The organism is Filimonas zeae, from assembly GCF_014641615.1.
Taxonomy (GTDB): Bacteria; Bacteroidota; Bacteroidia; order Chitinophagales; family Chitinophagaceae; genus Filimonas; species Filimonas zeae.
Window position 1 is genome coordinate 1,438,765 of record NZ_BMIB01000002.1, and the last position, 21,056, is coordinate 1,459,820.

Consider the following 21,056-nt stretch of genomic DNA (forward strand, 5'->3'; position numbering starts at 1 on the left):
AAAGTGCTGAATACCAGTTGGTACTCACTATTAAAGAAGAGAGGAGCCCATGGCCAGCGCTTCCATCAGCATTACGTACCTGCCGCGGCAGTCGCCAAAAGTTTTATGTGGATAATCAGGAAGCATCGTTACAACAAATATAACCAAAGAACCGAAAAAAGAATCCGCACCGTAACCTTATCTTCGCAGATTACAGATTACCTTAATTATGAAGATTGGAATTTTAGGCGGTGGCCAGCTGGGCCGCATGTTATTGCAGGCTGGTGCCAATTACGTAGTGGACACCTGGGTGTTGGAAAACGATGAAAATTGTCCCGCAGCCCACCTCTGCCACCATTTTGTAAAAGGAGATATCCGCGACTTCGATACCGTATATAATTTTGGTAAGCAGCTGGATGCTATTACCATTGAAATTGAAGCGGTAAACGTAGAAGCGCTGGAGAAACTGGAATCCGAAGGAGTTAAGGTATATCCCCGCCCCGCTGCTATTAAAACCATCAAAAACAAAATTACCCAGAAGCAGTTTTATAAAGACAATGAAGTACCCACTTCTGCCTTTGTAATAACCGAAAACCTGGGCCAGCTGCACAACCATGCTTCTTTTTTACCTGCCGTACACAAAATTGGCGAAGGTGGATATGATGGCAAAGGCGTACAGGTAATAAAAGACGATAAAGAGCTGGATAAAGGTTTTGACGCCCCTTCCGTTCTGGAAAAACTGGTGAACATAAGCAAAGAAGTAGCCATTATTGTGGCTATTAATGATAAAGGAGAAAGTGCTATTTATCCGCCTGCGGAAATGGTATTTGACCAGGTATTAAACCTGCTGGATTATCAGCTGAGCCCCGCCGACCTGCGCCGTGAAATTTTATGGAAGGCAGAAGCCATTGCCCTGCGTGTGGTAAAAGGCTTACAAAGCCCCGGCCTGTTTGCAGTGGAATTGTTTATAGATAAAAACGGAGATGTGCTGGTAAATGAAACAGCGCCCCGTGTACATAATAGCGGCCACCATACCATTGAAGCCAACTATTGCAGCCAGTACGATATGCTGTGGCGTATTATGCTGGGTTATCCACTGGGTAACACCGCCCCTATTATGCCTTCTTCTATTGTAAACATTCTGGGTGCAGAAGGCCATACCGGCACTGCCGTATATGAAGGCCTGGACGAGGTGCTGAAAATGGAGAACGTGTTTGTACACCTGTATGGTAAAACAGAAACCAAACCCGGCCGTAAAATGGGCCACGTAACCATCATCAGCAACGAAAAGCTGGACCTTACCTACAAGGCCCACAAAATAAAGAACACGTTAAAAGTAATCAGCAACCAATAGTACCCGTTATGACTGTATCTTCTAATACACCACTGGTTGGTATTATCATGGGCAGCGACAGCGACCTGAACATTATGCAGGACGCTGCTGCTGTTATGCAGGAGTTTGGAATTCCTTTTGAATTAACCGTAGTATCTGCCCACCGTACGCCGCTGCGTATGATAAACTATGCGCAAAAAGCGGCAGAGCGTGGTATAAAAGTAATTATTGCCGGTGCCGGTGGTGCTGCTCACCTTCCGGGTATGGTAGCTTCTGTTACCTCACTGCCGGTAATAGGCGTTCCCGTAAAATCGTCCAACTCTATAGATGGCTGGGATTCTGTATTATCTATACTGCAAATGCCCAACGGTGTGCCTGTAGCTACTGTGGCCCTTAACGCTGCCAAAAATGCAGGGTTACTGGCGGCGCAGATTATTGGCACCGCTAACAGCGATATAACAAAGAAAATGGATGAATACAAGGTGAAAATGAACCAGGCGGTGCTGGACAAAGCAGGAAAGCTGAGCAGCGAATGGCCTAACCAGTTTGACTAGTTTTACCTTATACACCTATTTTGAGTACAGCACAGGACGCCGATATTCTGCTACTAACCCGTTTATCGCAAGGCGATAAGCAGGCGTTTGACCAGCTGTACGAAAAATATAGTAGTCCGCTGTACCTGAATCTGCTTAAACTCACCAAATCGGAAGAGGTGGCAGAAGAGTTATTGCAGGAGATATTTCTGAAAATCTGGAACAAAAGAGATACACTGGACATACACACAGGTTTTGGCGGTTACCTGTTTAAGATAAGCCAGAACCTGGTGTATGACTTTTTCCGGAAAGCAAAGCAGGATAAAGCCCTGCGCCAGCGTATTACCGCTGTAGCCACCGAAAACTACACCCATATAGAAGAAACCCTGCTTTCCAAAGAAAACCGCACCCTGCTTCAACGTGCCATCAGCACCCTTCCCCCCGTTCGGCAACAAATTTTCCGTTTATGCAAGCTGGAAGGCAAAACATATGAAGAAGTAGCCACCCTTTTGGGCATCAGCGTTTCTACCGTAAACGACCATATTGTAAAAGCTACCCGCCATATCCGCCGTTTTTTTCCATTCATTGTTCTCATTTTCAATGGGCTATAGCCTTTTCAAAAAAAAGTTAACTTTTTTTTCATCCGGAGCAGATGACGGCAAACAAAGCTGCGTCTTTATATAAAAGGAACTGTGCAGCCGGCCGAATTTCATAATACGTTTTTACGCTTTCTGAATAATAGTTGTTCGCAAACAGAGGTAGAAGCCCTGATGGAACAACTGGCAGTGGGCGAATTAACACCGGCGCAACAGCAACTGCTGGAACAACATATAACTAACTGGACTGCTTTGCAGGCAAATGGAAACATCGCCCCTACACTGCAAAACAAACTGGACACAATAAAGCAACAGATAGACGGGCAATTACAGCAGGAAGCCCCTGTGGTAAAAGCAAGGTTTAACTGGCGCACACTGGCAGCAGCCGCGGCTATAACCGGATTGCTGGCAGCGGGTTTATGGCTGTACCAACGTACTGATGCCGCTGAGGCAGAAACGTTTACAGTAGCAACCGGTGAAAAAAGAAGCCTGCGTTTGCCGGATGGCACACAGGTAATTGTGAATGGTGGTAGTAAGTTAACACTGTCTGAAGATTTTACCACAGGCAACCGGGAAGTGATATTAAGCGGGGAGGCTTATTTTGACGTAGCACAAAAAGCTTCACACCCCTTTATTATTCACACCACGTCCATGGATATAACAGTACTGGGTACCGCTTTTAACGTACGCGCTTACCCCGATGAAGTGGCAGATGAAACATCACTGATTCGTGGTAAAGTGCAGGTAACCCTGAAAAATAAAGGTGCACAGGATTACGTGTTACTGCCCATGCAAAAACTGGTAGTGAACAAAAACCAGGACAATGCAGGGGTACAGATAGCAGTAAATGAGGTGCCGCACGTAGAAAACCTGCAGAAAAACAGACAAACACAAAACCTGTCTGAAACTGCATGGACCGAAAACAAACTGGCTTTTAACAACGAAAAGCTGGAGGTAGTGGCCGGCAAAATGGAAAAGTGGTACGGGGTAACCATTGTTATTAAAAATGATGCGCTGAAAAGCATTCCCTACACCGGCAGCTTTGACGGAGAAACGTTAGAAAAAGTAATAGAAACAATTCAATACTCTATTCCTATGATCCAATACAAAATGGAGGATAAGAGTAAACTGGTTCTGTTTTAAATTGGGGTATATACATGAGAAAAACAAGAGGGGGTGCCGCCAGGCATCCCCTTCTTTATTAGCGGAAAAAGCGTACGTTTGCTGGGCTTAGATCCTATTCCTGACAGGAACAAAACCAAAACTAAGGCATACAAAATCGTATGCTCTGGCCTCCCCCTTATAAAAAGGGGCCAAAACTTATTTTTGCATGATGAAACTGACAACCTTGCTGTTATTCTGCGGTTGCCTGTTATTGGCCACATTGGGCAATGCACAGGATGCAAGAGTAACATTAAGTGTGAAACAAATAAGCCTGGAGCAGTTTTTCAACATCATTGAAAACCAAACAGGCTACCACTTCTCCTATAGCACCGCTATTATACCCCTGCACAAAAAAATTGATGTTAAAGCACAAGCCGAACCTTTAGAAAAAGTGTTGAACAAAGTATTGCAGCAACTGGGCCTTAGCCACCGGTTGATGAGTGATAAGGTAATAGGCATTACGGATACCCGGGTAAAAGCACAAGCTGCCGTACCTGCCCCGCCCCCTTACATGCCGTGGCAGCCCGATACAGTTACCATACACGGTACCGTGGTGGACGAAAACGGCAAACCCATTTCCAACGCCGCCGTTCAGGTTAGAAATACCAGTAAAGGGGCCACTACCGCGCCTGACGGAACCTTTAGCCTTACCCTGACTGCTCCTGCCTTTACGCTGGACATATCATCGCTCAACTACGTAACACGCGAGCTAACCGTAAGCAGCGGCGTTACCCGTTACCGCATAATGATGGAAGCCACTGCAGAATCGCTCAGCGAAATAGTGGTGGTGGCGTATGGCACCACACGCAAAGGCTCGTACACAGGCTCTGTGGCGCAGTTAAACTCAGAAAAAATTGCAGAGCGCCCGGTAACCAACGTGTTAAACATACTGGAAGGTGCTGCCCCCGGCGTGCAGAGCACCAGTGCCAACGGCCAGCCCGGTGCCGCCCCTGTTATCCGCATCAGAGGCTTTGGATCGGTAAGTGCCTCCAATGCACCACTGATTGTGCTGGACGGCGCTATTTACGATGGCAATATATCCGACATCAATGCCAGTGACATAGACAATATTTCTGTACTGAAAGATGCCGCGGCTACGGCCCTGTATGGTAATAAAGCCGTAAACGGGGTAATTATGATAAATACTAAAAAAGGCAAGCGAAGCCATAATCAGGTACAGCTGAAGGCCTTTCATGGTATTTATACCCGCGCTATGCCGGAATACAGCCGCGTAAACGCTTTTCAGTACTATCCGCTTATGTGGGAGGCCCTGCGCAACAGCCTGGTATACCCTGCTGCCACCGGCACACCCGCCATTCCACTGGCAGAAGCCAGCCAGCTGGCTTCCGGCACCTGGCCCCGTTTTACCAGCGGCTCTAATACCGGTAAACAGAATTACAATGGAACTGCTTATTCCGATATAAGTCAGTTATTACTAAACAATCCGTTTAATGTACCGGCTAACCAGATAGTGCGGGAAGATGGCACTATTAATCCCAATGCCGCACTGCTGTACCCAGAAGATATGGACTGGTATAAAGCACTTTCCCGCACCGGTAAACGGCAGGAATACTCCATTGCCACCAGCGGAGGAGCAGAGAAAAGAGACTATTACATATCCCTCGGCTACAACAACGAAAAAGGATTTATTAACCAGTCTGATTTTAAAAGATTCACAGCCCGGGTAAATGCCAACAGCCAGCCGCTGAACTGGTTTAAAACCGGCATAAACCTGTCAGGCGCTGTTACCAACGGTAACAACGCCAACGATGGTACTACTAACAGTTTTGTAAACCCTTTCTTTTTTACGCGCGATATAGGCCCTATATATCCTGTATATCAGCATGATGCATCGGGCGCTTATGTGCTGGATGGTAAAGGACAGAAACAATATGAATTAGGACTGAACCGCCCCTCTGGTGGCAAAGCAGGCCGAAACGTAGTGGCCGAAACAGCGCTTAACCGAAACATCAATAAAACCAACACCATCAGCGCACGTGCATACGGCACCCTAGTACTAACCAAAAATCTCAACTTTACTTCCAACATCAGCACAGATATATACAACGTTAACAACCCTACTTACAGCAATAAAATAGTGGGTGATGGTGCAGGCGATAACGGACGCGCCACCAATACCAGCACCACCACTAACAGCTATACATTTAACCAGCTGTTTACCTATACCCGATCGTTTCTGGAACACCATATTGATGTAATGGCCGGGCATGAGAATTACGATTTCACCTATAAATATTCCTACGGTGCACGCTCTAACCAGATACTGGATAACAACTACGAACTGATTAATTTTACGGTTACCACCGACCTTACTTCTTATACTTATAAAGACCGCACAGAAAGCTATCTTTCCCGGGTTAATTACGACTTTAAAAACCGGTATCTGTTTTCCGGATCGCTGCGGCGCGACGGTTCCTCCCGCTTTTCGCAACAGGCACGCTGGGGTAACTTCTGGTCGGTAGGTGCCGGCTGGCGGGTAGATCAGGAACCGTTTTTACAAAAAGCTTCGTGGATAAACATGTTAAAGCTACGGGGCTCTTATGGTGTAGTGGGTAACAACTTTATTCTTAACGCTGCGGGCACCAGCAACTATTTTCCCTGGCAGGCTTTGTACGAGTTAAACCGCAACAACGCCCTGGAAGCAGGCGCTCTGCAACAATCGCTGGAAAACAGAGACCTTAAATGGGAAACCAACCGCCAGCTGGATGTGGGTATTGACTTCAGCATGCTGAAAAACAAACTGAGCGGTACTATTGAATACTTTAATAAAAACTCCTACGACCTGCTGTATAATGTGCCTTTACCCGTATCGTCTGGTATTGACTACAAAAGCATGAACGTTGGCACTGCTTATAACCGGGGGGTAGAAATACAGCTGTCCGGCACCTGGCTGCAAAAGAAAAACCTGAGCTGGAATACTACCGTTAACTGGACCACTTTTACCAACAGAATTACCAGCCAGCCGCAGGCAGAGATTATTGATGATGTAAGGAAAAGAATGGTAGGCCGCTCTATATACGATTACTGGTTGCGCCAGTGGTACGGTGTAGACCCTGCCGACGGTGCAGGCCTGTATGTGGCAGATAAGTTTGTAGCAGGCAACAGCCGCATTACCGCCAAAGGCGATACGGTTACTACCGATTACTCCAACGCACGCCTGGCATGGGCAGGCACTGCCATACCCGATTTTTATGGCAGTATCAGCAATACCATTACGTATAAAAACTTCCGGTTATCGTTTTTAATTGCCGGTCAGTTGGGTGGTAAAACATACGATGCCCCCTATGCCGCGTTAATGAACTCTGGTAACTACGGGCAGGCACTGCATAGCGATGTGCTGCAACGCTGGCAAAAACCGGGCGATGTAACCAATGTGCCCCGTATGGATTTTGCACAACTGAGTAACTACGGCGCACAATCAACCCGCTTTCTGGTAAACTCTTCCTATCTCAGCTTCCGCTCTGTGTCGCTTACTTATTCACTGCCGGCAGCCACCATAAGTAAACTGCATTTACAAAATGCCGCTGTATACCTTACCGGCGAAAACCTGGGCTGGATAACCGCACGCAAAGGTATGAACCCGCAGCAGGCCTATTCAGGTGTTGCATTTAATGCTTATGCGCCGGCACGTATCTTTACCATTGGCTTAAACCTTACAATGTAACATGGGGGCGTTTAAACATATAACATATAGCATTGCAGGAATAGCCCTATTGGTAAGCTCCTGTAAAAAGAGCTATCTGGATACCTTTCCTACCGATGGGGCTACGGTAGACGCTACCTTTTCTACCACTACGGGCGGGTGGACGGCCGTTAACGGCATACACCGCTCTTTGTATATTCAATATGCTTTTCAGGATCAGGGTGGCCAGGGTTCGGTACTGATTAATCTGGATTATATGGGCGAAGACCTGGTAAAAACCGGCCCTGGCAGTGGCTGGTTTACCAACTCTTACCGTTGGAAATCGCACCGCACAGTTACCGGCTCCACCGACCTTTACCCCTATCGCTTCTACTACAAGATCATCCGCAATGCCAATATGATTCTGGAGCAGATAGACAAAGCCACTGGCCCCGATGCTGATAAAAAAGCCATCAGAGGCGAAGCTTATGTATACCGTGCCTGGGCGCATTTTATGCTGGTACAGCTGTATGGCAAGCGATATGATAACAACGCGCACCCGAACAGCCAGGCTGGTGTTCCACTGCGCCTTACCAGCAGTATAGTACCGCTGCCGAGGGCTACGGTGGAAGATATTTACACGCAGGTAAATAAAGATCTGGATAGCGCCGTAGTAAACCTTACCGGCTACAACCGCACCTACAAATCGCACTTTAACGTACAGGCGGCCAAAGGCATTAAAGCCCGGGTAGCACTTACCATGCAAAACTGGGCGGTTGCCGCGCAGCTGGCGGCAGAAGCACGCGCAGGTTACCCCTTAATGAGTAATACTGACTACCTGAAAGGTTTTAACGATATTAATAATACAGAATGGATATGGGGCAGCCAGCAGATAGCCGACCAAACCACGTACTTCTATTCTTTCTTTGCGTATATGAGTGCCAACTATGCCGCCGCAGATATACGCACCAACCCCAAGGCTATTAATTCCCGCCTGTACCGCCAGCTTACCGCTACCGATATACGCAAGCAGTTGTGGGATTCCACAGGCACCAACACCGCCTTTCCTATACCAGCCAACGGTGTTCGCAGGCAGTACATGAACCGCAAGTTTTTAACCGCTACCAGCAGTAGCATTGGCGATGTACCTAATATGCGCGCTGCAGAAATGTACCTGATAGAAGCAGAAGCCAAAGCCAGAAGCGGCGATAACGCCGGCGCACAACAAGCTTTATACCTGCTGGCCGTGCAGCGCGATCCCTCCTACACCCGCTCCACCAGAACTGATAGCGAACTGATTGGGGAAATTATGATGCAGCGCCGCGCAGAACTGTGGGGAGAAGGTTTTCGTTTTCTGGATTTAAAAAGACTGAACCTGCCGCTGAACCGTAGTGGCGCCAACCACGATGCAAGTTTTGCAGAAATATTTACCGTGCCTGCCGGCAGCAATCTATGGCAGTGGCTGATACCACAGGACGAGATAAACAACAGTAACGGCGTGGTTACACAAAATGAATTATAAACATCCGTTATGGCAGTTACCCTTCCATTAACCCTGACTGCCACAACACATTCAAATTATACAAATAAGTACATGGCCATGCAACTTATGGCCTGTTTTATGTATCTCTTAAGCGTATGGCATGGAAAGCAACCATTATTACTGTATTGTGGCTGAGTGTTACACCCGCAATGGCGCAACAAACACGGCAAAGCCTTCCCAAAAGATTATGGAATTCTTTTTTTAACGATACTACAGACGCGGCAGAGAAAAGCTTTCGCGTGTACCCCACCCTGGGTTATTCGCCCGAAACCGGTGTGGAAATAGGCGCATCCTCACTATGGTTGTTCCGGGCTAAAAATGATACCCTCAACCGGCTGAGCGAAATACAGGCATTTACCTTTTTTACCTTAAAAGCCCAGTACGGCCTGTGGGTAGATAATGCTATTTATGGCGATAAAGACAAATGGTTTTTCCTGGGCCGTACCCGTATACAGCGTTTTCCGCTGCTGTACTATGGTATAGGCCATAACACACCCGCCGATAACCCCGCCGTATTTGATGCCAACTACATTCTGTTGCGCCAGCGTGTGTTACGTAAGGTGGTAAAAAACCTGTTCTTTGGGCCGGAGATAGATTACCAGCAGCTATTTGGCGTAAAGTTTAACCAACCGCACGAAGGTCAGCCACATGAAGCCCCTACCGGTAGCGATGGTACCACCAACCTGGGCGCAGGCCTGGCGCTGGTGTACGATACCCGGCACAACGTACTCAATGTGCGTAAAGGATTATTTGGAGAATTATCTTTTCTCAACTACCGCACCGCACTGGGTAGCGAGCACCATTTCAGCAGCATTAACCTGGATATACGTTCCTTTCACCCCACAAGTAAAAACAATGTAATAGCCTGGCAGGTACTGGGGAACTTTATGCAGGGAGAAGTGCCGTTTAACCAGATGGCGTTGATGGGCGGAGATATGATGATGCGGGGATATTATCAGGGTCGCTACCGCGATAAAAACCTGTTATCGGCACAGGTAGAATACCGTATGCTGCCGCTACCATTTAGTAAAAGATGGGGAGCCACTGTATTTGCAGGAGCAGCAAGCGTAGCCCCGGAGGTAAAGCAGTTTCAACTGCGCAATACCAAACTGTCCGCAGGTGTAGGCCTGAGATACCTGCTGTTTCCTAAAAAGGATATTTACCTGCGGTTTGATCTTGGGTTTACACAGGACGGGCCCGGCTTTTATTTCTTTACCGGGGAAGCTTTTTAATTCCGGCATTACCTTACAACCTGCCTATATTCCGGTAATCTGCAGTACCGGAACAGGTAAACCGATTTATCGTATGGTGATAACCCCGAACCTTTGCTCCAGCGCAAGAGAATGTTGCAGTATTACATCCATCATTTCTTTGCCGTAGCGGGCATACAGGTTAGACATGTTTTCTACACGTTCCTGCAGATTATTATCAGGGAATAACTCTTTTCTTATCTGCTCCAGCCTTTCACCTTCGTGGACAAACTTTCGTTTTTCTGCACGCAGCATTTTCTTTTCCAGCTGTTCCAGCTTCTTCATTGTTTGGGTGCGTAATGCCTGTACGTGCTGATGTAAGCTTTTATCTACCTTACAGGCAGCATCTTCTATGGTGCTATACACCTGCTTCATAGCAGCCAGCTCCTGTTCCAGCGAAGTGGCATTTTCCGATTTTACACGGGTAATCTTGTTCATCTGGTCGTGCATAGGCATAAACCAATCTGCCAGGTCCAGCCCCATATCTGCCAGTTGTTCTGCCCGCTTCTCCTCTACCCATACAAAGGAATTGCGTAACACCAGCACCGGATAAGGTACACCTGCTGCCGCAAATACTTTCTTCAATTCCAGCCAGTAAGCCAGCTCGCCACCACCGCCAATAAACGCCACGTCAGGCAACAGCGTTTCCTGTAACACACCACGCAGAATTACGTTGGGACTAAAGCGCTCCGGATTCGTTTTCAGCTCATCCAGTAATTGCTCTAATGTAAAAGCAGGAAATTCAATACGCTCCCTGCCGGTATCAGTAAGGTAAAACAGATTAATATCTCTGCCGCCAGCCTGTACTTTATAATGTTTACTCAGCTGCTCCAGTGTTTCAGAAACCGCTTTGTGCGAAAATTGTTCCCTTAGTTCCTTCTCCAGTACAGGAGCAAATGCGCTTTTGTATTCCGGATGATCGGGTACCAAAACCACCACGCCATATTCACCAAACAAAGCGTTTACCAACCCCAGCGTTGCCTGTTGTATAGAAATGCCTTCGGTGTAGTAGGTCTGAAACAGATTCACTACTTCTTCGCCAAATGGCTGTACCCCCAGCTGGCCCCTCATTTCCGTCATCAGCTGCAGAAAGGCTTTATCCACCTTCATGCGGCCAACAGCACCGGTTTGGCTGGTTTTCCATTGATATTTTTTTCCCTGTATAGTGGCAGTGCCTACCTCATCCAGATCAGCATCCTCACTACCCATGTAGTACACAGGCACAAAGTTGCAGTCTGGCAGTTCCTTCGCCAGCGTGGCCGCCAGCTTAACGGTATGCAGTATTTTATAAGCAAAATAAAATGGCCCGGTAAATATATTGGGCTGGTGTGCTGTAGTAATGGTAAAGGTATTATCCTCGCCCAATTGCTGTATATGTTGCTGCAGCAAAGGGGCCATTTCAAGGCCGGCATATTGTGCTTGCAGCACCTGTACCAGCAGCTTTCTGTTGGTATTAAACAACCGGCGGTTTTGAATAGCCGCACGAACACCTGCTACAGACACTTCGTGTTCGTAAAAGGGTTTCATATTGTTATTACCCGAAAGGTAGTCTGAAACGATTTTACTAAAGTACCCCGTTTCATCGTAGGTAACGTACGTACAATCTGTCTGCATCATTTGCTGTAAAGTTTCATTGCCCATCTTGCATCAGTTCAATTCAATCTCAAAATCCGGTTCCTATCTTCTTATAGCACAAACCTACGCCCGCTTACCTTACCACACTGCAACCCACCTTTAATAAGGTGTTAATAAAGTATGCTTACGATACCACTTCCCCTTCCAGATCGTAGTCGTATGCTCTTGTAATCTTCACCTGCACAAACTCGCCGGGCGTTAATTTCTTATCAGATTGTATTACCACTTCATTGTCCACTTCCACACTGTCAAACTCGGTACGGCCCAGGTAACGGCCGGCTTCTTTTTTATCAATCAGCACTTTGTAGGTATTGCCCACTTTCTCCTGGTTCTTTTCGTAGCTGATTTCCTGCTGCACCTCCATAATTTCCTGCGCACGGCGCTGCTTTTCATCAGCCGGAATATTATCTTCCAGGTCGTGTGCGCTGGTATTTTCTTCGTGGCTGTAGGTAAAGCAACCCACACGGTCAAAACGTTGCTTTTCCAGAAAGTCTTTCAGTTCCTCCACATCATCACGCGTTTCACCAGGAAAGCCTGTAATAACGGTGGTACGTAAACAGATACCCGGATTCTTATCGCGGATAGCGGCAATCAGGTCTTCCATTTCTGCACGCGTACTCTGGCGGCGCATAGCCCTCAGCATATTATCGCTGGCATGCTGTAAAGGCATATCCAGGTAATTACAGATGTTTTCACGCTCGCGCATTACATCCAGTACCTCCATCGGAAACTTATTGGGATAGGCATAATGCAGGCGGATCCACTCCAGCCCTTTTACATCTGCCAGTTTATTCAGCAGCACATCCAGCTGACGCTTTTTGTACATATCCAAACCGTAATAGGTAAGTTCCTGCGCAATCAGCATAATCTCTTTCACCCCTTTCTGTACAAGGCTTTCCGCCTCGGCTACCAGCGATTCTATGGGGCGGCTTACGTGCTGGCCACGCATCAGCGGAATAGCACAGAAAGAACAGGTACGGTTACAGCCCTCGCTTATTTTCATATAAGCATAGTGCTTTGGCGTAGCCAGAAAACGCTCACCCAGCAGTTCTGTTTTATAATCCGCATCAAACTGCTTCAGCATCAGCGGCAGTTCAAACGTACCAAACCAGGCATCCACTTCCGGAATTTCCGCTTCCAGATCGCCACGATAACGCTCGCTTAAACAGCCGGTTACATATACTTTATCCAGTTTACCCTTCTTTTTCAGGGCCACCTGGTCTAATATCGTATTAATACTTTCTTCTTTGGCCTTATCGATAAAACCACAGGTATTTACTACTACAATGTTATGGTCGAGCTTTGTATTCTCATGCACCACATCTATTTCATTGGCTTTCAGCTGGCCGCTCAGTACTTCACTATCCACCAGATTTTTACTGCAACCAAGTGTAATGATGTTAACCTTATCTTTTTGTAATGTTCTCGCCTTCATAATAAAGAATGCAAAGGTAGCGTTTCAGGTTTAAAATAGGGGAATCGGAAATCTGGTACGTTTCCTGCAAATAGCCGGATGAATAACTATCTGAATTAAAGAACTTTGTAATCAACGACAGGCATAAATCCATATTCACAATTAAACAACCACAGATGAAAAAAACGTTTCTGGCCATGGTGATGCTCTTTGGCATCATTGCAGGCGCACATGCGCAAAACCTGGGCAGCGATTATCAGACAGCTATCGGCGTAAAAATGTACCCCGGCGCCATTTCTTTCAAAACTTTCATGGACGATAACACCGCAGTGGAGGGACTGGCCTACTTCTGGACCAACGGCTTCCGCGCTACTGCCCTGTACGAACTGCATGGCGATATAAGCGATGTAGAGGGACTGAAATGGTATGTAGGCCCAGGTGCTCACGTAGGTTTTTATAACGACCGCTGGAGAGATAAATATCCCAACCGTAACGGCGGCATTGCTATTGGGGTAGATGGTGTATTGGGGCTGGACTACAAAATATCCGGTGCGCCTATTAACGTAAGCATCGACTGGCAGCCTTCTTTAAATCTGATTGGCCATACCTATTTTGAAGGTGGCTGGGGCGGTTTGGGTGTACGGTTTACTTTCTAACGCAACCCGTTCAGAAACAAAAATGTCCGTGAAGTACTTCACGGACATTTTTGTTTTATTATATATGTTTTGTTGTCCGGCAGCTGCTAGTAAAACAAACCATACAAAGCATTATCTGTTTCATTTACTCTGGGCTTCAGTAGCAGAAACTGCTTCAGTTGTGTTTTCATCATTACCTCAGACAACTTCGATTTCAGTATTTTAAAGTAACTGGCCTGCTTTTCGGCATACGCCTGCCGGTCAGTTTCCTGTAATGGCAGAATTTTTGCTTTTTCTTCCATAAATACATTGATAATCTCGGTAATGCGGGATTTCTGGTCTGCTGAAAAATTCATCTCAGAACAGAGTCTTGACATAATTGCTACCGTAGCAGAAGATTCCTTGTGCTTAAAGGCGGGTGAACTAAGGGCCGGGCTTTGAATAGTTAGCAATAATATTCCAAGACCCAGCAACAATTTCATTTTCATATCACGGGCTGTTGGGGTGAAAAAACGGATTTTTCTATTATAAACGGTGTTTTTCTTAAAAAGTTTAATTGCTATTCGGCAATTTTAAACAGGCTATCTACAAACTCGTGTTTATCAAATATCAGCAGATCATCTATCTTCTCTCCCACACCTATATATTTTACCGGAATCTGTAGCTGACTGGCAATAGCCAATACCACACCACCTTTGGCGGTACCATCTAACTTGGTAATAGCCAGTGCGCTTACATCGGTAGTAGCGGTAAACTGTTTGGCCTGCACCAGCGCATTCTGGCCGGTAGAACCATCCAGCACCAGCAGTACTTCGTGCGGTGCATCAGGAACTACTTTCTGAATTACCCGCTTAATCTTACCCAGCTCATCCATCAGATGTGCTTTGTTATGTAAACGGCCCGCAGTATCAATAATTACCACTTCACTTCCTCTGGCCATAGCACTCTGCATGGTATCAAACGCTACTGCACCCGGGTCGCTGCCCATGGCCTGCTTTACAATAGGTACCCCTACACGCTCACTCCATATGGTCAACTGATCCACCGCCGCTGCACGGAAGGTATCCGCCGCGCCCAGTATAACCTGCTTACCCGCCTTTTTATAGTTATGTGCCAGTTTACCTATGGTGGTGGTTTTACCCACGCCGTTTACACCTACAACCAGAATAACATAAGGCTTTTTATCAGGCGGGGTATCAAAGTTGCGGTAGCTCTGCTCAGGTGCATCTACCAGTACCGCTTCTATTTCTTCCTGCAACAGCTTGTTCAGCTCGCCTGAACCCACATATTTGTCTTTAGACACACGGGCTTCAATGCGTTTGATAATTTCAATAGTGGTTTCAATACCCACATCAGCGCTTACCAGCGCCTCTTCCAGGTTGTCCAGCACCTCCTCATCAACCGTACTTTTACCCGCAATTACCTTGGTAATTTTGGAAAAAAAACTCTCTTTCGTTTTCTGTAACCCCTGATCTAAACTTTCCTTCTCCTTTTTACCAAACAATTTGCCTAAAAAACTCATACCGGTACTATTTACAGGATATTATATAATGCCAAATTTAAATACAAAAAGCCTTCACGAAACAACGTGAAAGCTCTTTAATATCTTACTGTTCTCAAGCTCAATTATTTCTCAGCTAAGAAATCTTTAACCTTGTCTTTGTGTATGATAGCCTCTTTGAAGGTATAGGCACCAGTTTTAGGGCTGCGTACAGCCTTAATAACCTTGGTCCAGTTTTTAGCTTCAGCTGAAGCCTTCGCATCCTTAATCTTCGAGTTTTTGGAAGCTGCTTTTGCCATGATCTGATTATTTTATAACGTTGCCGTTGTATTATTTAATTTCTTTGTGTACAGTCACCTTTTTCAGGATGGGGTTGTACTTTTTCAGCTCCAGACGCTCTGGAGTGTTCTTTTTGTTCTTGGTGCTGATGTAACGGCTAGTACCAGGCTGACCGCTGGTTTTATGCTCGGTACATTCTAAAATCACCTGAACTCTGCTACCTTTCTTTGCCATTGTATAAGCAATTTATTATTATATACTTCTTGTCGGAATGGAATGTGAACTATTGAGGGAAAATTAGATTTTCTCGCCTTTCGCTCTCAGTTCTTTAATCACGGTAGATAAACCGTTCTTATTGATAGTTCTCAGTGCTTCTGTGGATACTTTTAAAGTTACCCAACGATCTTCTTCAGCAAAATAAAAACGCTTGGTCTGTAAATTGGGTAAAAAACGACGTTTGGTCTTAATGTTTGAGTGAGAAACATAGTGACCGCCAATTGGTTTCTTACCTGTTACCTGACATACTCTAGCCATGACAGTAATTTTTTCGGACGGCAAAGGTCGTCAAATCCACCGAACTACCAAAAGAAAAATAGAATAATTTGGAAAATAATTCAGGACAAGAAAACTTTTGCAACCCATCTCGTTTAATAAATGAATTGTTCGCGGCAAAGCTACGTTTTTTAGCGTTCGTTTCCCAATAAAACCAGGAATAACTCCAAACTTCCAACTTCTGCCCAACTTCAAACTCACAACGCTTAAACTCCCTACCTCTTCCCCAAAACCTGTATATTTGTATCACATGCAGCACTTTCTGTCCTATAATCTTGATTTGCTTAATCATCCCGTAGGGTATTAATCCTCTACATATCAACCTTAGTGCAACCGCATCATAACAGGTAACAGCGTGTACCTGTATTTTATTCATCCACTCTCTAACACATTCTGTTTTATGGCTACTCAAACAATGGCCGGGCAATCAGCGCATTATCTGCGTCTGGAAGAACAATACGGCGCCCACAACTATCATCCGCTTCCCGTAGTACTGGAAAAAGGAGAAGGTGTTTTTGTGTGGGACGTAGAAGGCAAACAGTATTTCGATTTTCTAAGCGGCTATTCTGCTGTAAATCAGGGACATTGCCACCCGCGCATTATTCAGGCGCTGATTCAGCAGGCGCAGAAGCTTACCCTTACCTCCCGCGCTTTCCACAGCAATCTCCTGGGCGAATACGCTGAGTTTATTACCCGCTACTTTGGTTACGACAAGGTGTTGCCCATGAACACCGGTGTAGAAGGAGGCGAAACGGCTGTTAAACTTGCACGCCGCTGGGCCTACGATAAAAAAGGGGTTCCGGAAAACCAGGCAAAGGTAATTTTTGCCAGAGGCAATTTCTGGGGCCGTACCATGGCGGCTATCTCCTCTTCTACCGACCCCTCCAGCTATAAAGGCTTTGGCCCCTATATGCCTGGTTTTGAACTGGTACCTTATAATAATATACCTGAACTGGAAAAAGCCCTGCAGGATAAAAATGTAGCGGCCTTTATGGTAGAACCCATTCAGGGCGAAGCAGGCGTAGTAGTACCGGATGCTGGTTACCTTACCCGCGTAAGAGAACTTTGTACGCAATACAATGTACTGTTTATTGCCGATGAAATACAAACCGGCCTGGCGCGTACGGGTAAAATGCTGGCCTGCGACCATGAGAACGTACGCCCTGATATGCTGATTCTGGGTAAAGCACTCAGCGGTGGCACCATGCCTGTATCTGCGGTACTGGCCGATGATGAGGTAATGCTTAACATCAAACCGGGCGAACATGGCTCCACCTACGGAGGCAACCCACTGGCCTGCGCCGTAGCTATGGAAGCACTGAAAGTGCTGAAAGAGGAAAAGCTGGCAGAAAATGCGGCAGCTATGGGTGAGTTATTCCGCTCCCGCCTGGAGGCTCTGCAATCACCCCATATTCAGCTGGTGCGGGGTAAAGGATTGCTGAATGCGGCCGTAATTGCCCATCCTGATGCAGAAGCTGCATGGACATTATGTCTGGAATTGAAAGATCTGGGCCTGCTGGCCAAACCTACCCATGGCGATAAAATACGTTTTGCGCCACCGCTGGTTATTAATGAAGAACAGATTAATGACAGTATCAGCATCATTTCCAACGCTTTACAACGTTTATAATCTTACTTATTCACAATTCATAAAAGAGCAGCTTCCAAAGGCTGCTCTTTTTGCACAAGACAGGTTACTGTAACAGAACTGGCAAACTTTTTGGTTAAAGCGCCTTAACAAAAGTTACCTGATATGAAAAAAATCGTACTTATCCTGATGTTAACCTGTGGCGCCCTTGCCTTAAGTAATGACTCTAAAGCACAGTCAACCGGAAGCAGCTATAAAACCGCATTCGGTTTTAAAGGTTACTTCGGTGATGGTTCTATTGGAGGTTTGAACGTGAAACACAACATGCGCAACTCCAACGCACTGGAAGGTGGTCTGTACTTCAGAAATCACTTTATTATGCTGGAAGGCTTATACGAGTGGCAAGGAGATATTCAGGGTGCTCCCGGTTTGAAATGGTATACCGGTCCTGGCGCTAACCTGGGCTTTTATACCGGCCCTGGCGATAACGATGCCGCTTTTGCTATCAAAGGCACCTTAGGTCTGGACTACAAAATCAATGGCGCTCCTATTGACGTGGCACTGGACTTAAACCCAACTTTCTGGCTTACAAACGGCAGCAGCTTCGACCTGTACGCAGGTATTGCATTCCGCTTTGCTTTCTAAGCAGTAATAATGTCACTGACAAAAGTGACTTATACATAAAAAAGTGGCTGTATCTCAATACGATACAGCCACTTTTTATGTAGCTTCCATTCCACACAGGCCTCTCCCACACTCAACTCCGAATCCGTTTCCGCTTCACCTAAAATCTGCCGCAGCAGGAAACCACCAGGAAGCTTTAGCATATGATGCTACAGCCCGTAAAGATCGCCGCCAGGCTCTGGCAGCACTCCGGGGAACTCAGGCACTTTAATCGTGAGTTTTTCTAACTTTTGATAGTACACACCGGGTTCTCCCCAAAGCTCAGAAACCTGCTGTCCCAGTTCAGGAATTTGCCGGGCAAGCTCACCGGGCATTTCGCCCAACCCTCCGGAATGTCCGGCGAGCCCGCCGGAATAATCAGACAGCCCTGCAAACAAACCGGAGAGCTGGCGGATCAAATGGCAGAGCTGGCGGAACAATCGGGAGGGCCCGCCGGAATGATCAGACAGCTCTGCAAACAAACCGGAGGACTGGCGGATCAAATGGCATAGCTGGCGGATTAACCGGGAGGGCTCGCCGGAATGATCAGACAGCTCTGCGAACAACCGGGAGGGCTCGCCGAACAAATGGCAGAGCTGGCGGATTAATCGGGAGGGCTCGCCGGAGAAAAAGGAGGCCGTAAATTAAAGTGCGTCAAGGTGGTTAGCAGGGGCCGTGCGTTTGGAGGCGATTGCAACTACGCCAACTCAAACACGGTAATTTCCGGCATAATCCCTACTCTTCCCGGATACCCCAGAAAGCCGAAACCACGGTTCACATAGAGCTTCTGATTACCTTCCGTATACAGCCCCGCCCATTCCTTATACATATACTTAATGGGACTCCATTTCAGATGCGGCAACTCTACACCAAACTGCATACCATGCGTGTGGCCGGATAAGGTAAGATCAATAGAAGGATATTCCGGACGTACCTGCGCATCCCAGTGGCTGGGATCGTGACTCATGAGTATTTTAAAAGGATACTGTTCTGTACCCGCATAGGCCTCATTCATTTTTCCATATTTGGGAAACTTGCCTTTGGCACCCCAGTTTTCAATGCCCAGCAAGGCTATTTTCTGTTCGCCACGCTCCAGTGCCACATGCTCGTTCATCAATAACCGCCATCCCATTTGTGCATGAACGCCCTTTAACCTGTCAAGATTGGCCTTTTTTTCCTCAGGGGAGGGCCATTGCAGATAATCACCATAGTCGTGGTTGCCCAGGGTACTGTACACCCCCATCGGCGCTTTAATACGGCTGAACACCTCCATATACCCATCCATCTCCTCCGACCGGTCGTTCACCAGATCGCCGGTAAACAATACCAGGTCTGCATTCTCCGCCAGAATCATATCCACTCCATGATTTACCGCCTGCTTATTCTGAAAGCTGCCGCTATGAATATCACTGATTTGCACAATCCGCAATCCTTTAAACGCCACCGGCAGGTTGGAAAAAGATAGTTTTACCCTGTGTACCTTATAATTATATTTATTGCTGAAACCATAAATAAGCGAGGTTAACAACCCGCCACCAATGCCCAGCCCCAGCCAGCTTAAAAATGCCGAACGCGGAATAGCCTGGTTATCATCGGAATCCATTACCGGTTTGGGTGGAAAAAACCGGCGCATTAACCATTGTACCAGCCTCCGGAAATCGTCCAGTAAAAAGAACAGCGCCGCCAGCAGCTTGGAAAAAAACACACCTATCAGAATGGCAAACACATAGTTGCGGAAAAAACGGGAGGCACCCACCCCCTGCATATAAGGGAAAACGGTAATTGCCACAATGCAACCCACAGAAATTACCCAGTATATAATATATAACACACGCTTAACAACCGGCTTAAAACGGGCTGTAACAGCCCTGATAGCCATAAAAACATACACATCCAGCGCCAGCATACACAAAGCCACTCCCCACCAGCTACCCCAGTTTCTCATAGACCTTAAAATTTACACAAACGAACATTAGATATAAGTGAGTAAAAATCGTTTATTTTTGTCGCCCCTTGAAATAATCGATTAAAAATTTGACGAGCTATGAAACTGACATTTTACGGACATGCCTGTTTTTCGGTGGAGATTGGGAACACAACGGTTTTATTCGATCCTTTCATTTCAGGAAATGGAAAAGCGAAGCATATTGATGTAGACAGCATCAAAGCGGACTATATATTTATTTCTCACGCCCATGGCGATCATATAGGCGATCTGGTGCGTATTGCGGTTAACACAGAGGCCAAATGCGTAGGTGCTGCCGAAGTTGCCGGCTGGCTGGGTAGCCAGGGTATTAAAAATGTGCATGGTATGAACCATGGCGGCCCCATCTCCTTTCCGTTTGGGCAGGTAAGAGGTGTAAATGCAGTGCATTCCTCTTCTTTTCCTGATGGCAGTTACGGTGGCAACCCGCTGGGTTTTGTATTTACCACCCCTTCCGGCAATTTTTACTTTGCCGGCGACACCGGACTTACGCTGGATATGCAGCTGATTCCGGTATGGGCAAAACTTGATTTTTCTGTTTTACCAATTGGCGGCAACTTTACAATGGATGTGGATGATGCTATCCGTGCGGCTGACTTTGTAAAATGCAGCAAAGTAGTGGGCGTTCACTACGATACTTTCCCGCCTATCGCTATAGACACCGAAAAGGCAAAAGCATCGTTTGCGGCAGCAGAAAAAACATTAATATTACCGGGAATAGGTGAAACAATAGACATTTAGTTTAGACAAGCAGGCAAATAACA

Annotated in this window: 21 protein-coding genes; 11 read left to right on the forward strand and 10 right to left on the reverse strand. The window is 46.5% G+C overall.

Annotated features, from left to right (window positions below; translation table 11 throughout):
- Window positions 1-208: 208 nt before the first annotated feature.
- The 7 genes from IEY13_RS12560 to IEY13_RS12590 all read left to right on the forward strand — a co-directional run bounded on the left by IEY13_RS12560 (window position 209) and on the right by IEY13_RS12590 (window position 10,023).
- On the forward strand, window positions 209-1,333 hold the full coding sequence (locus IEY13_RS12560; protein ID WP_188952463.1) for a 5-(carboxyamino)imidazole ribonucleotide synthase: 1,125 nt from the start codon (window positions 209-211) through the stop codon (window positions 1,331-1,333).
- Between the two features lie 8 nt (window positions 1,334-1,341).
- Complete coding sequence (gene purE, locus IEY13_RS12565; RefSeq protein ID WP_188952465.1) at window positions 1,342-1,866, forward strand: 5-(carboxyamino)imidazole ribonucleotide mutase; 525 nt, start codon at window positions 1,342-1,344, stop codon at window positions 1,864-1,866.
- A gap of 20 nt (window positions 1,867-1,886) precedes the next feature.
- The gene (locus IEY13_RS12570; protein WP_229687842.1) at window positions 1,887-2,456 is read left to right on the forward strand and encodes an RNA polymerase sigma factor; all 570 of its coding nucleotides are present in this window, start codon (window positions 1,887-1,889) and stop codon (window positions 2,454-2,456) included.
- Between the two features lie 81 nt (window positions 2,457-2,537).
- Window positions 2,538-3,584, forward strand: coding sequence for a FecR family protein (locus IEY13_RS12575; RefSeq protein WP_188952467.1), 1,047 nt, complete (start codon window positions 2,538-2,540; stop codon window positions 3,582-3,584).
- A 187-nt stretch (window positions 3,585-3,771) separates the two neighbouring features.
- Window positions 3,772-7,290, forward strand: a complete 3,519-nt coding sequence (locus IEY13_RS12580) for a SusC/RagA family TonB-linked outer membrane protein (RefSeq protein WP_188952470.1) — start codon at window positions 3,772-3,774, stop codon at window positions 7,288-7,290.
- A 1-nt stretch (window position 7,291) separates the two neighbouring features.
- Complete coding sequence (locus tag IEY13_RS12585) at window positions 7,292-8,770, forward strand: RagB/SusD family nutrient uptake outer membrane protein (protein ID WP_188952471.1); 1,479 nt, start codon at window positions 7,292-7,294, stop codon at window positions 8,768-8,770.
- Between the two features lie 116 nt (window positions 8,771-8,886).
- The gene (locus IEY13_RS12590; RefSeq protein ID WP_229687843.1) at window positions 8,887-10,023 is read left to right on the forward strand and encodes a BamA/TamA family outer membrane protein; all 1,137 of its coding nucleotides are present in this window, start codon (window positions 8,887-8,889) and stop codon (window positions 10,021-10,023) included.
- A 66-nt stretch (window positions 10,024-10,089) separates the two neighbouring features.
- On the opposite strand, the gene bshC is transcribed toward IEY13_RS12590, so the two are convergent.
- Together bshC and rimO are read right to left on the reverse strand one after the other, a co-directional pair.
- Window positions 10,090-11,658: a bacillithiol biosynthesis cysteine-adding enzyme BshC gene (bshC, locus tag IEY13_RS12595; RefSeq protein ID WP_188952473.1), complete on the reverse strand. Its 1,569-nt coding sequence runs from the start codon at window positions 11,656-11,658 to the stop codon at window positions 10,090-10,092.
- 142 nt (window positions 11,659-11,800) lie between these two features.
- Window positions 11,801-13,111 (reverse strand): 30S ribosomal protein S12 methylthiotransferase RimO, encoded by a 1,311-nt coding sequence (gene rimO / locus IEY13_RS12600; protein WP_188952475.1) that lies wholly within the window; start codon window positions 13,109-13,111, stop codon window positions 11,801-11,803.
- 155 nt (window positions 13,112-13,266) lie between these two features.
- Here rimO and IEY13_RS12605 point away from each other — a divergent pair, with 155 nt between their 5' ends.
- The gene (locus tag IEY13_RS12605; protein WP_188952477.1) at window positions 13,267-13,746 is read left to right on the forward strand and encodes a hypothetical protein; all 480 of its coding nucleotides are present in this window, start codon (window positions 13,267-13,269) and stop codon (window positions 13,744-13,746) included.
- Window positions 13,747-13,832: 86 nt separating this feature from the next.
- Here IEY13_RS12605 and IEY13_RS12610 read toward each other — a convergent pair whose 3' ends face one another.
- The 5 genes from IEY13_RS12610 to rpmB form a co-directional block, all read right to left on the reverse strand.
- Window positions 13,833-14,213 carry a hypothetical protein gene (locus tag IEY13_RS12610; RefSeq protein ID WP_188952479.1) on the reverse strand — a complete coding sequence of 127 codons (381 nt, stop codon included), beginning with the start codon at window positions 14,211-14,213 and terminating at the stop codon, window positions 13,833-13,835.
- Between the two features lie 71 nt (window positions 14,214-14,284).
- Entirely contained in the window at window positions 14,285-15,247 is a 963-nt protein-coding gene (gene ftsY / locus IEY13_RS12615; protein WP_188952481.1) for a signal recognition particle-docking protein FtsY, read from the reverse strand.
- Between the two features lie 104 nt (window positions 15,248-15,351).
- Window positions 15,352-15,525: a DUF4295 family protein gene (locus IEY13_RS12620; RefSeq protein WP_188952483.1), complete on the reverse strand. Its 174-nt coding sequence runs from the start codon at window positions 15,523-15,525 to the stop codon at window positions 15,352-15,354.
- Window positions 15,526-15,556: 31 nt separating this feature from the next.
- On the reverse strand, window positions 15,557-15,739 hold the full coding sequence (gene rpmG / locus IEY13_RS12625; protein ID WP_076382120.1) for a 50S ribosomal protein L33: 183 nt from the start codon (window positions 15,737-15,739) through the stop codon (window positions 15,557-15,559).
- Between the two features lie 63 nt (window positions 15,740-15,802).
- Window positions 15,803-16,039 (reverse strand): 50S ribosomal protein L28, encoded by a 237-nt coding sequence (gene rpmB / locus IEY13_RS12630; protein WP_076382121.1) that lies wholly within the window; start codon window positions 16,037-16,039, stop codon window positions 15,803-15,805.
- A 418-nt stretch (window positions 16,040-16,457) separates the two neighbouring features.
- On the opposite strand from rpmB, the gene rocD reads away from it, so the two are divergent.
- Together rocD and IEY13_RS12640 are read left to right on the forward strand one after the other, a co-directional pair.
- Window positions 16,458-17,687 (forward strand): ornithine--oxo-acid transaminase, encoded by a 1,230-nt coding sequence (rocD, locus tag IEY13_RS12635; protein ID WP_229687844.1) that lies wholly within the window; start codon window positions 16,458-16,460, stop codon window positions 17,685-17,687.
- Window positions 17,688-17,810: 123 nt separating this feature from the next.
- Window positions 17,811-18,290, forward strand: coding sequence for a hypothetical protein (locus IEY13_RS12640; protein ID WP_188952485.1), 480 nt, complete (start codon window positions 17,811-17,813; stop codon window positions 18,288-18,290).
- 29 nt (window positions 18,291-18,319) lie between these two features.
- On the opposite strand, the gene IEY13_RS12645 is transcribed toward IEY13_RS12640, so the two are convergent.
- From IEY13_RS12645 to IEY13_RS12655, 3 genes are all read right to left on the reverse strand, one after another.
- Complete coding sequence (locus IEY13_RS12645) at window positions 18,320-18,472, reverse strand: hypothetical protein (protein ID WP_188952487.1); 153 nt, start codon at window positions 18,470-18,472, stop codon at window positions 18,320-18,322.
- Window positions 18,473-18,478: 6 nt separating this feature from the next.
- The gene (locus tag IEY13_RS12650; RefSeq protein ID WP_188952489.1) at window positions 18,479-18,895 is read right to left on the reverse strand and encodes a hypothetical protein; all 417 of its coding nucleotides are present in this window, start codon (window positions 18,893-18,895) and stop codon (window positions 18,479-18,481) included.
- A gap of 110 nt (window positions 18,896-19,005) precedes the next feature.
- Entirely contained in the window at window positions 19,006-20,253 is a 1,248-nt protein-coding gene (locus tag IEY13_RS12655; RefSeq protein ID WP_188952491.1) for a metallophosphoesterase, read from the reverse strand.
- A gap of 99 nt (window positions 20,254-20,352) precedes the next feature.
- Here IEY13_RS12655 and IEY13_RS12660 point away from each other — a divergent pair, with 99 nt between their 5' ends.
- On the forward strand, window positions 20,353-21,033 hold the full coding sequence (locus IEY13_RS12660; protein ID WP_188952493.1) for a metal-dependent hydrolase: 681 nt from the start codon (window positions 20,353-20,355) through the stop codon (window positions 21,031-21,033).
- The last annotated feature ends 23 nt before the right edge of the window (window positions 21,034-21,056 follow it).

Excerpts from the sequence above, each read along its gene's own strand:
- IEY13_RS12560 (WP_188952463.1), top strand. The coding sequence starts at position 209 with ATGAAGATTGGAATTTTAGGCGGTGGCCAGCTGGGCCGCATGTTATTG.
- purE (WP_188952465.1), top strand. The coding sequence starts at position 1,342 with ATGACTGTATCTTCTAATACACCACTGGTTGGTATTATCATGGGCAGC.
- IEY13_RS12580 (WP_188952470.1), top strand. The coding sequence starts at position 3,772 with ATGATGAAACTGACAACCTTGCTGTTATTCTGCGGTTGCCTGTTATTG.
- IEY13_RS12585 (WP_188952471.1), top strand. The coding sequence starts at position 7,292 with ATGGGGGCGTTTAAACATATAACATATAGCATTGCAGGAATAGCCCTA.
- IEY13_RS12590 (WP_229687843.1), top strand. The coding sequence starts at position 8,887 with ATGGCATGGAAAGCAACCATTATTACTGTATTGTGGCTGAGTGTTACA.
- bshC (WP_188952473.1), bottom strand. The coding sequence starts at position 11,658 with ATGATGCAGACAGATTGTACGTACGTTACCTACGATGAAACGGGGTAC.
- rimO (WP_188952475.1), bottom strand. The coding sequence starts at position 13,111 with ATGAAGGCGAGAACATTACAAAAAGATAAGGTTAACATCATTACACTT.
- IEY13_RS12605 (WP_188952477.1), top strand. The coding sequence starts at position 13,267 with ATGAAAAAAACGTTTCTGGCCATGGTGATGCTCTTTGGCATCATTGCA.
- IEY13_RS12610 (WP_188952479.1), bottom strand. The coding sequence starts at position 14,213 with ATGAAAATGAAATTGTTGCTGGGTCTTGGAATATTATTGCTAACTATT.
- ftsY (WP_188952481.1), bottom strand. The coding sequence starts at position 15,247 with ATGAGTTTTTTAGGCAAATTGTTTGGTAAAAAGGAGAAGGAAAGTTTA.
- IEY13_RS12620 (WP_188952483.1), bottom strand. The coding sequence starts at position 15,525 with ATGGCAAAAGCAGCTTCCAAAAACTCGAAGATTAAGGATGCGAAGGCT.
- rpmG (WP_076382120.1), bottom strand. The coding sequence starts at position 15,739 with ATGGCAAAGAAAGGTAGCAGAGTTCAGGTGATTTTAGAATGTACCGAG.
- rpmB (WP_076382121.1), bottom strand. The coding sequence starts at position 16,039 with ATGGCTAGAGTATGTCAGGTAACAGGTAAGAAACCAATTGGCGGTCAC.
- rocD (WP_229687844.1), top strand. The coding sequence starts at position 16,458 with ATGGCTACTCAAACAATGGCCGGGCAATCAGCGCATTATCTGCGTCTG.
- IEY13_RS12640 (WP_188952485.1), top strand. The coding sequence starts at position 17,811 with ATGAAAAAAATCGTACTTATCCTGATGTTAACCTGTGGCGCCCTTGCC.
- IEY13_RS12645 (WP_188952487.1), bottom strand. The coding sequence starts at position 18,472 with ATGCTAAAGCTTCCTGGTGGTTTCCTGCTGCGGCAGATTTTAGGTGAA.
- IEY13_RS12655 (WP_188952491.1), bottom strand. The coding sequence starts at position 20,253 with ATGAGAAACTGGGGTAGCTGGTGGGGAGTGGCTTTGTGTATGCTGGCG.
- IEY13_RS12660 (WP_188952493.1), top strand. The coding sequence starts at position 20,353 with ATGAAACTGACATTTTACGGACATGCCTGTTTTTCGGTGGAGATTGGG.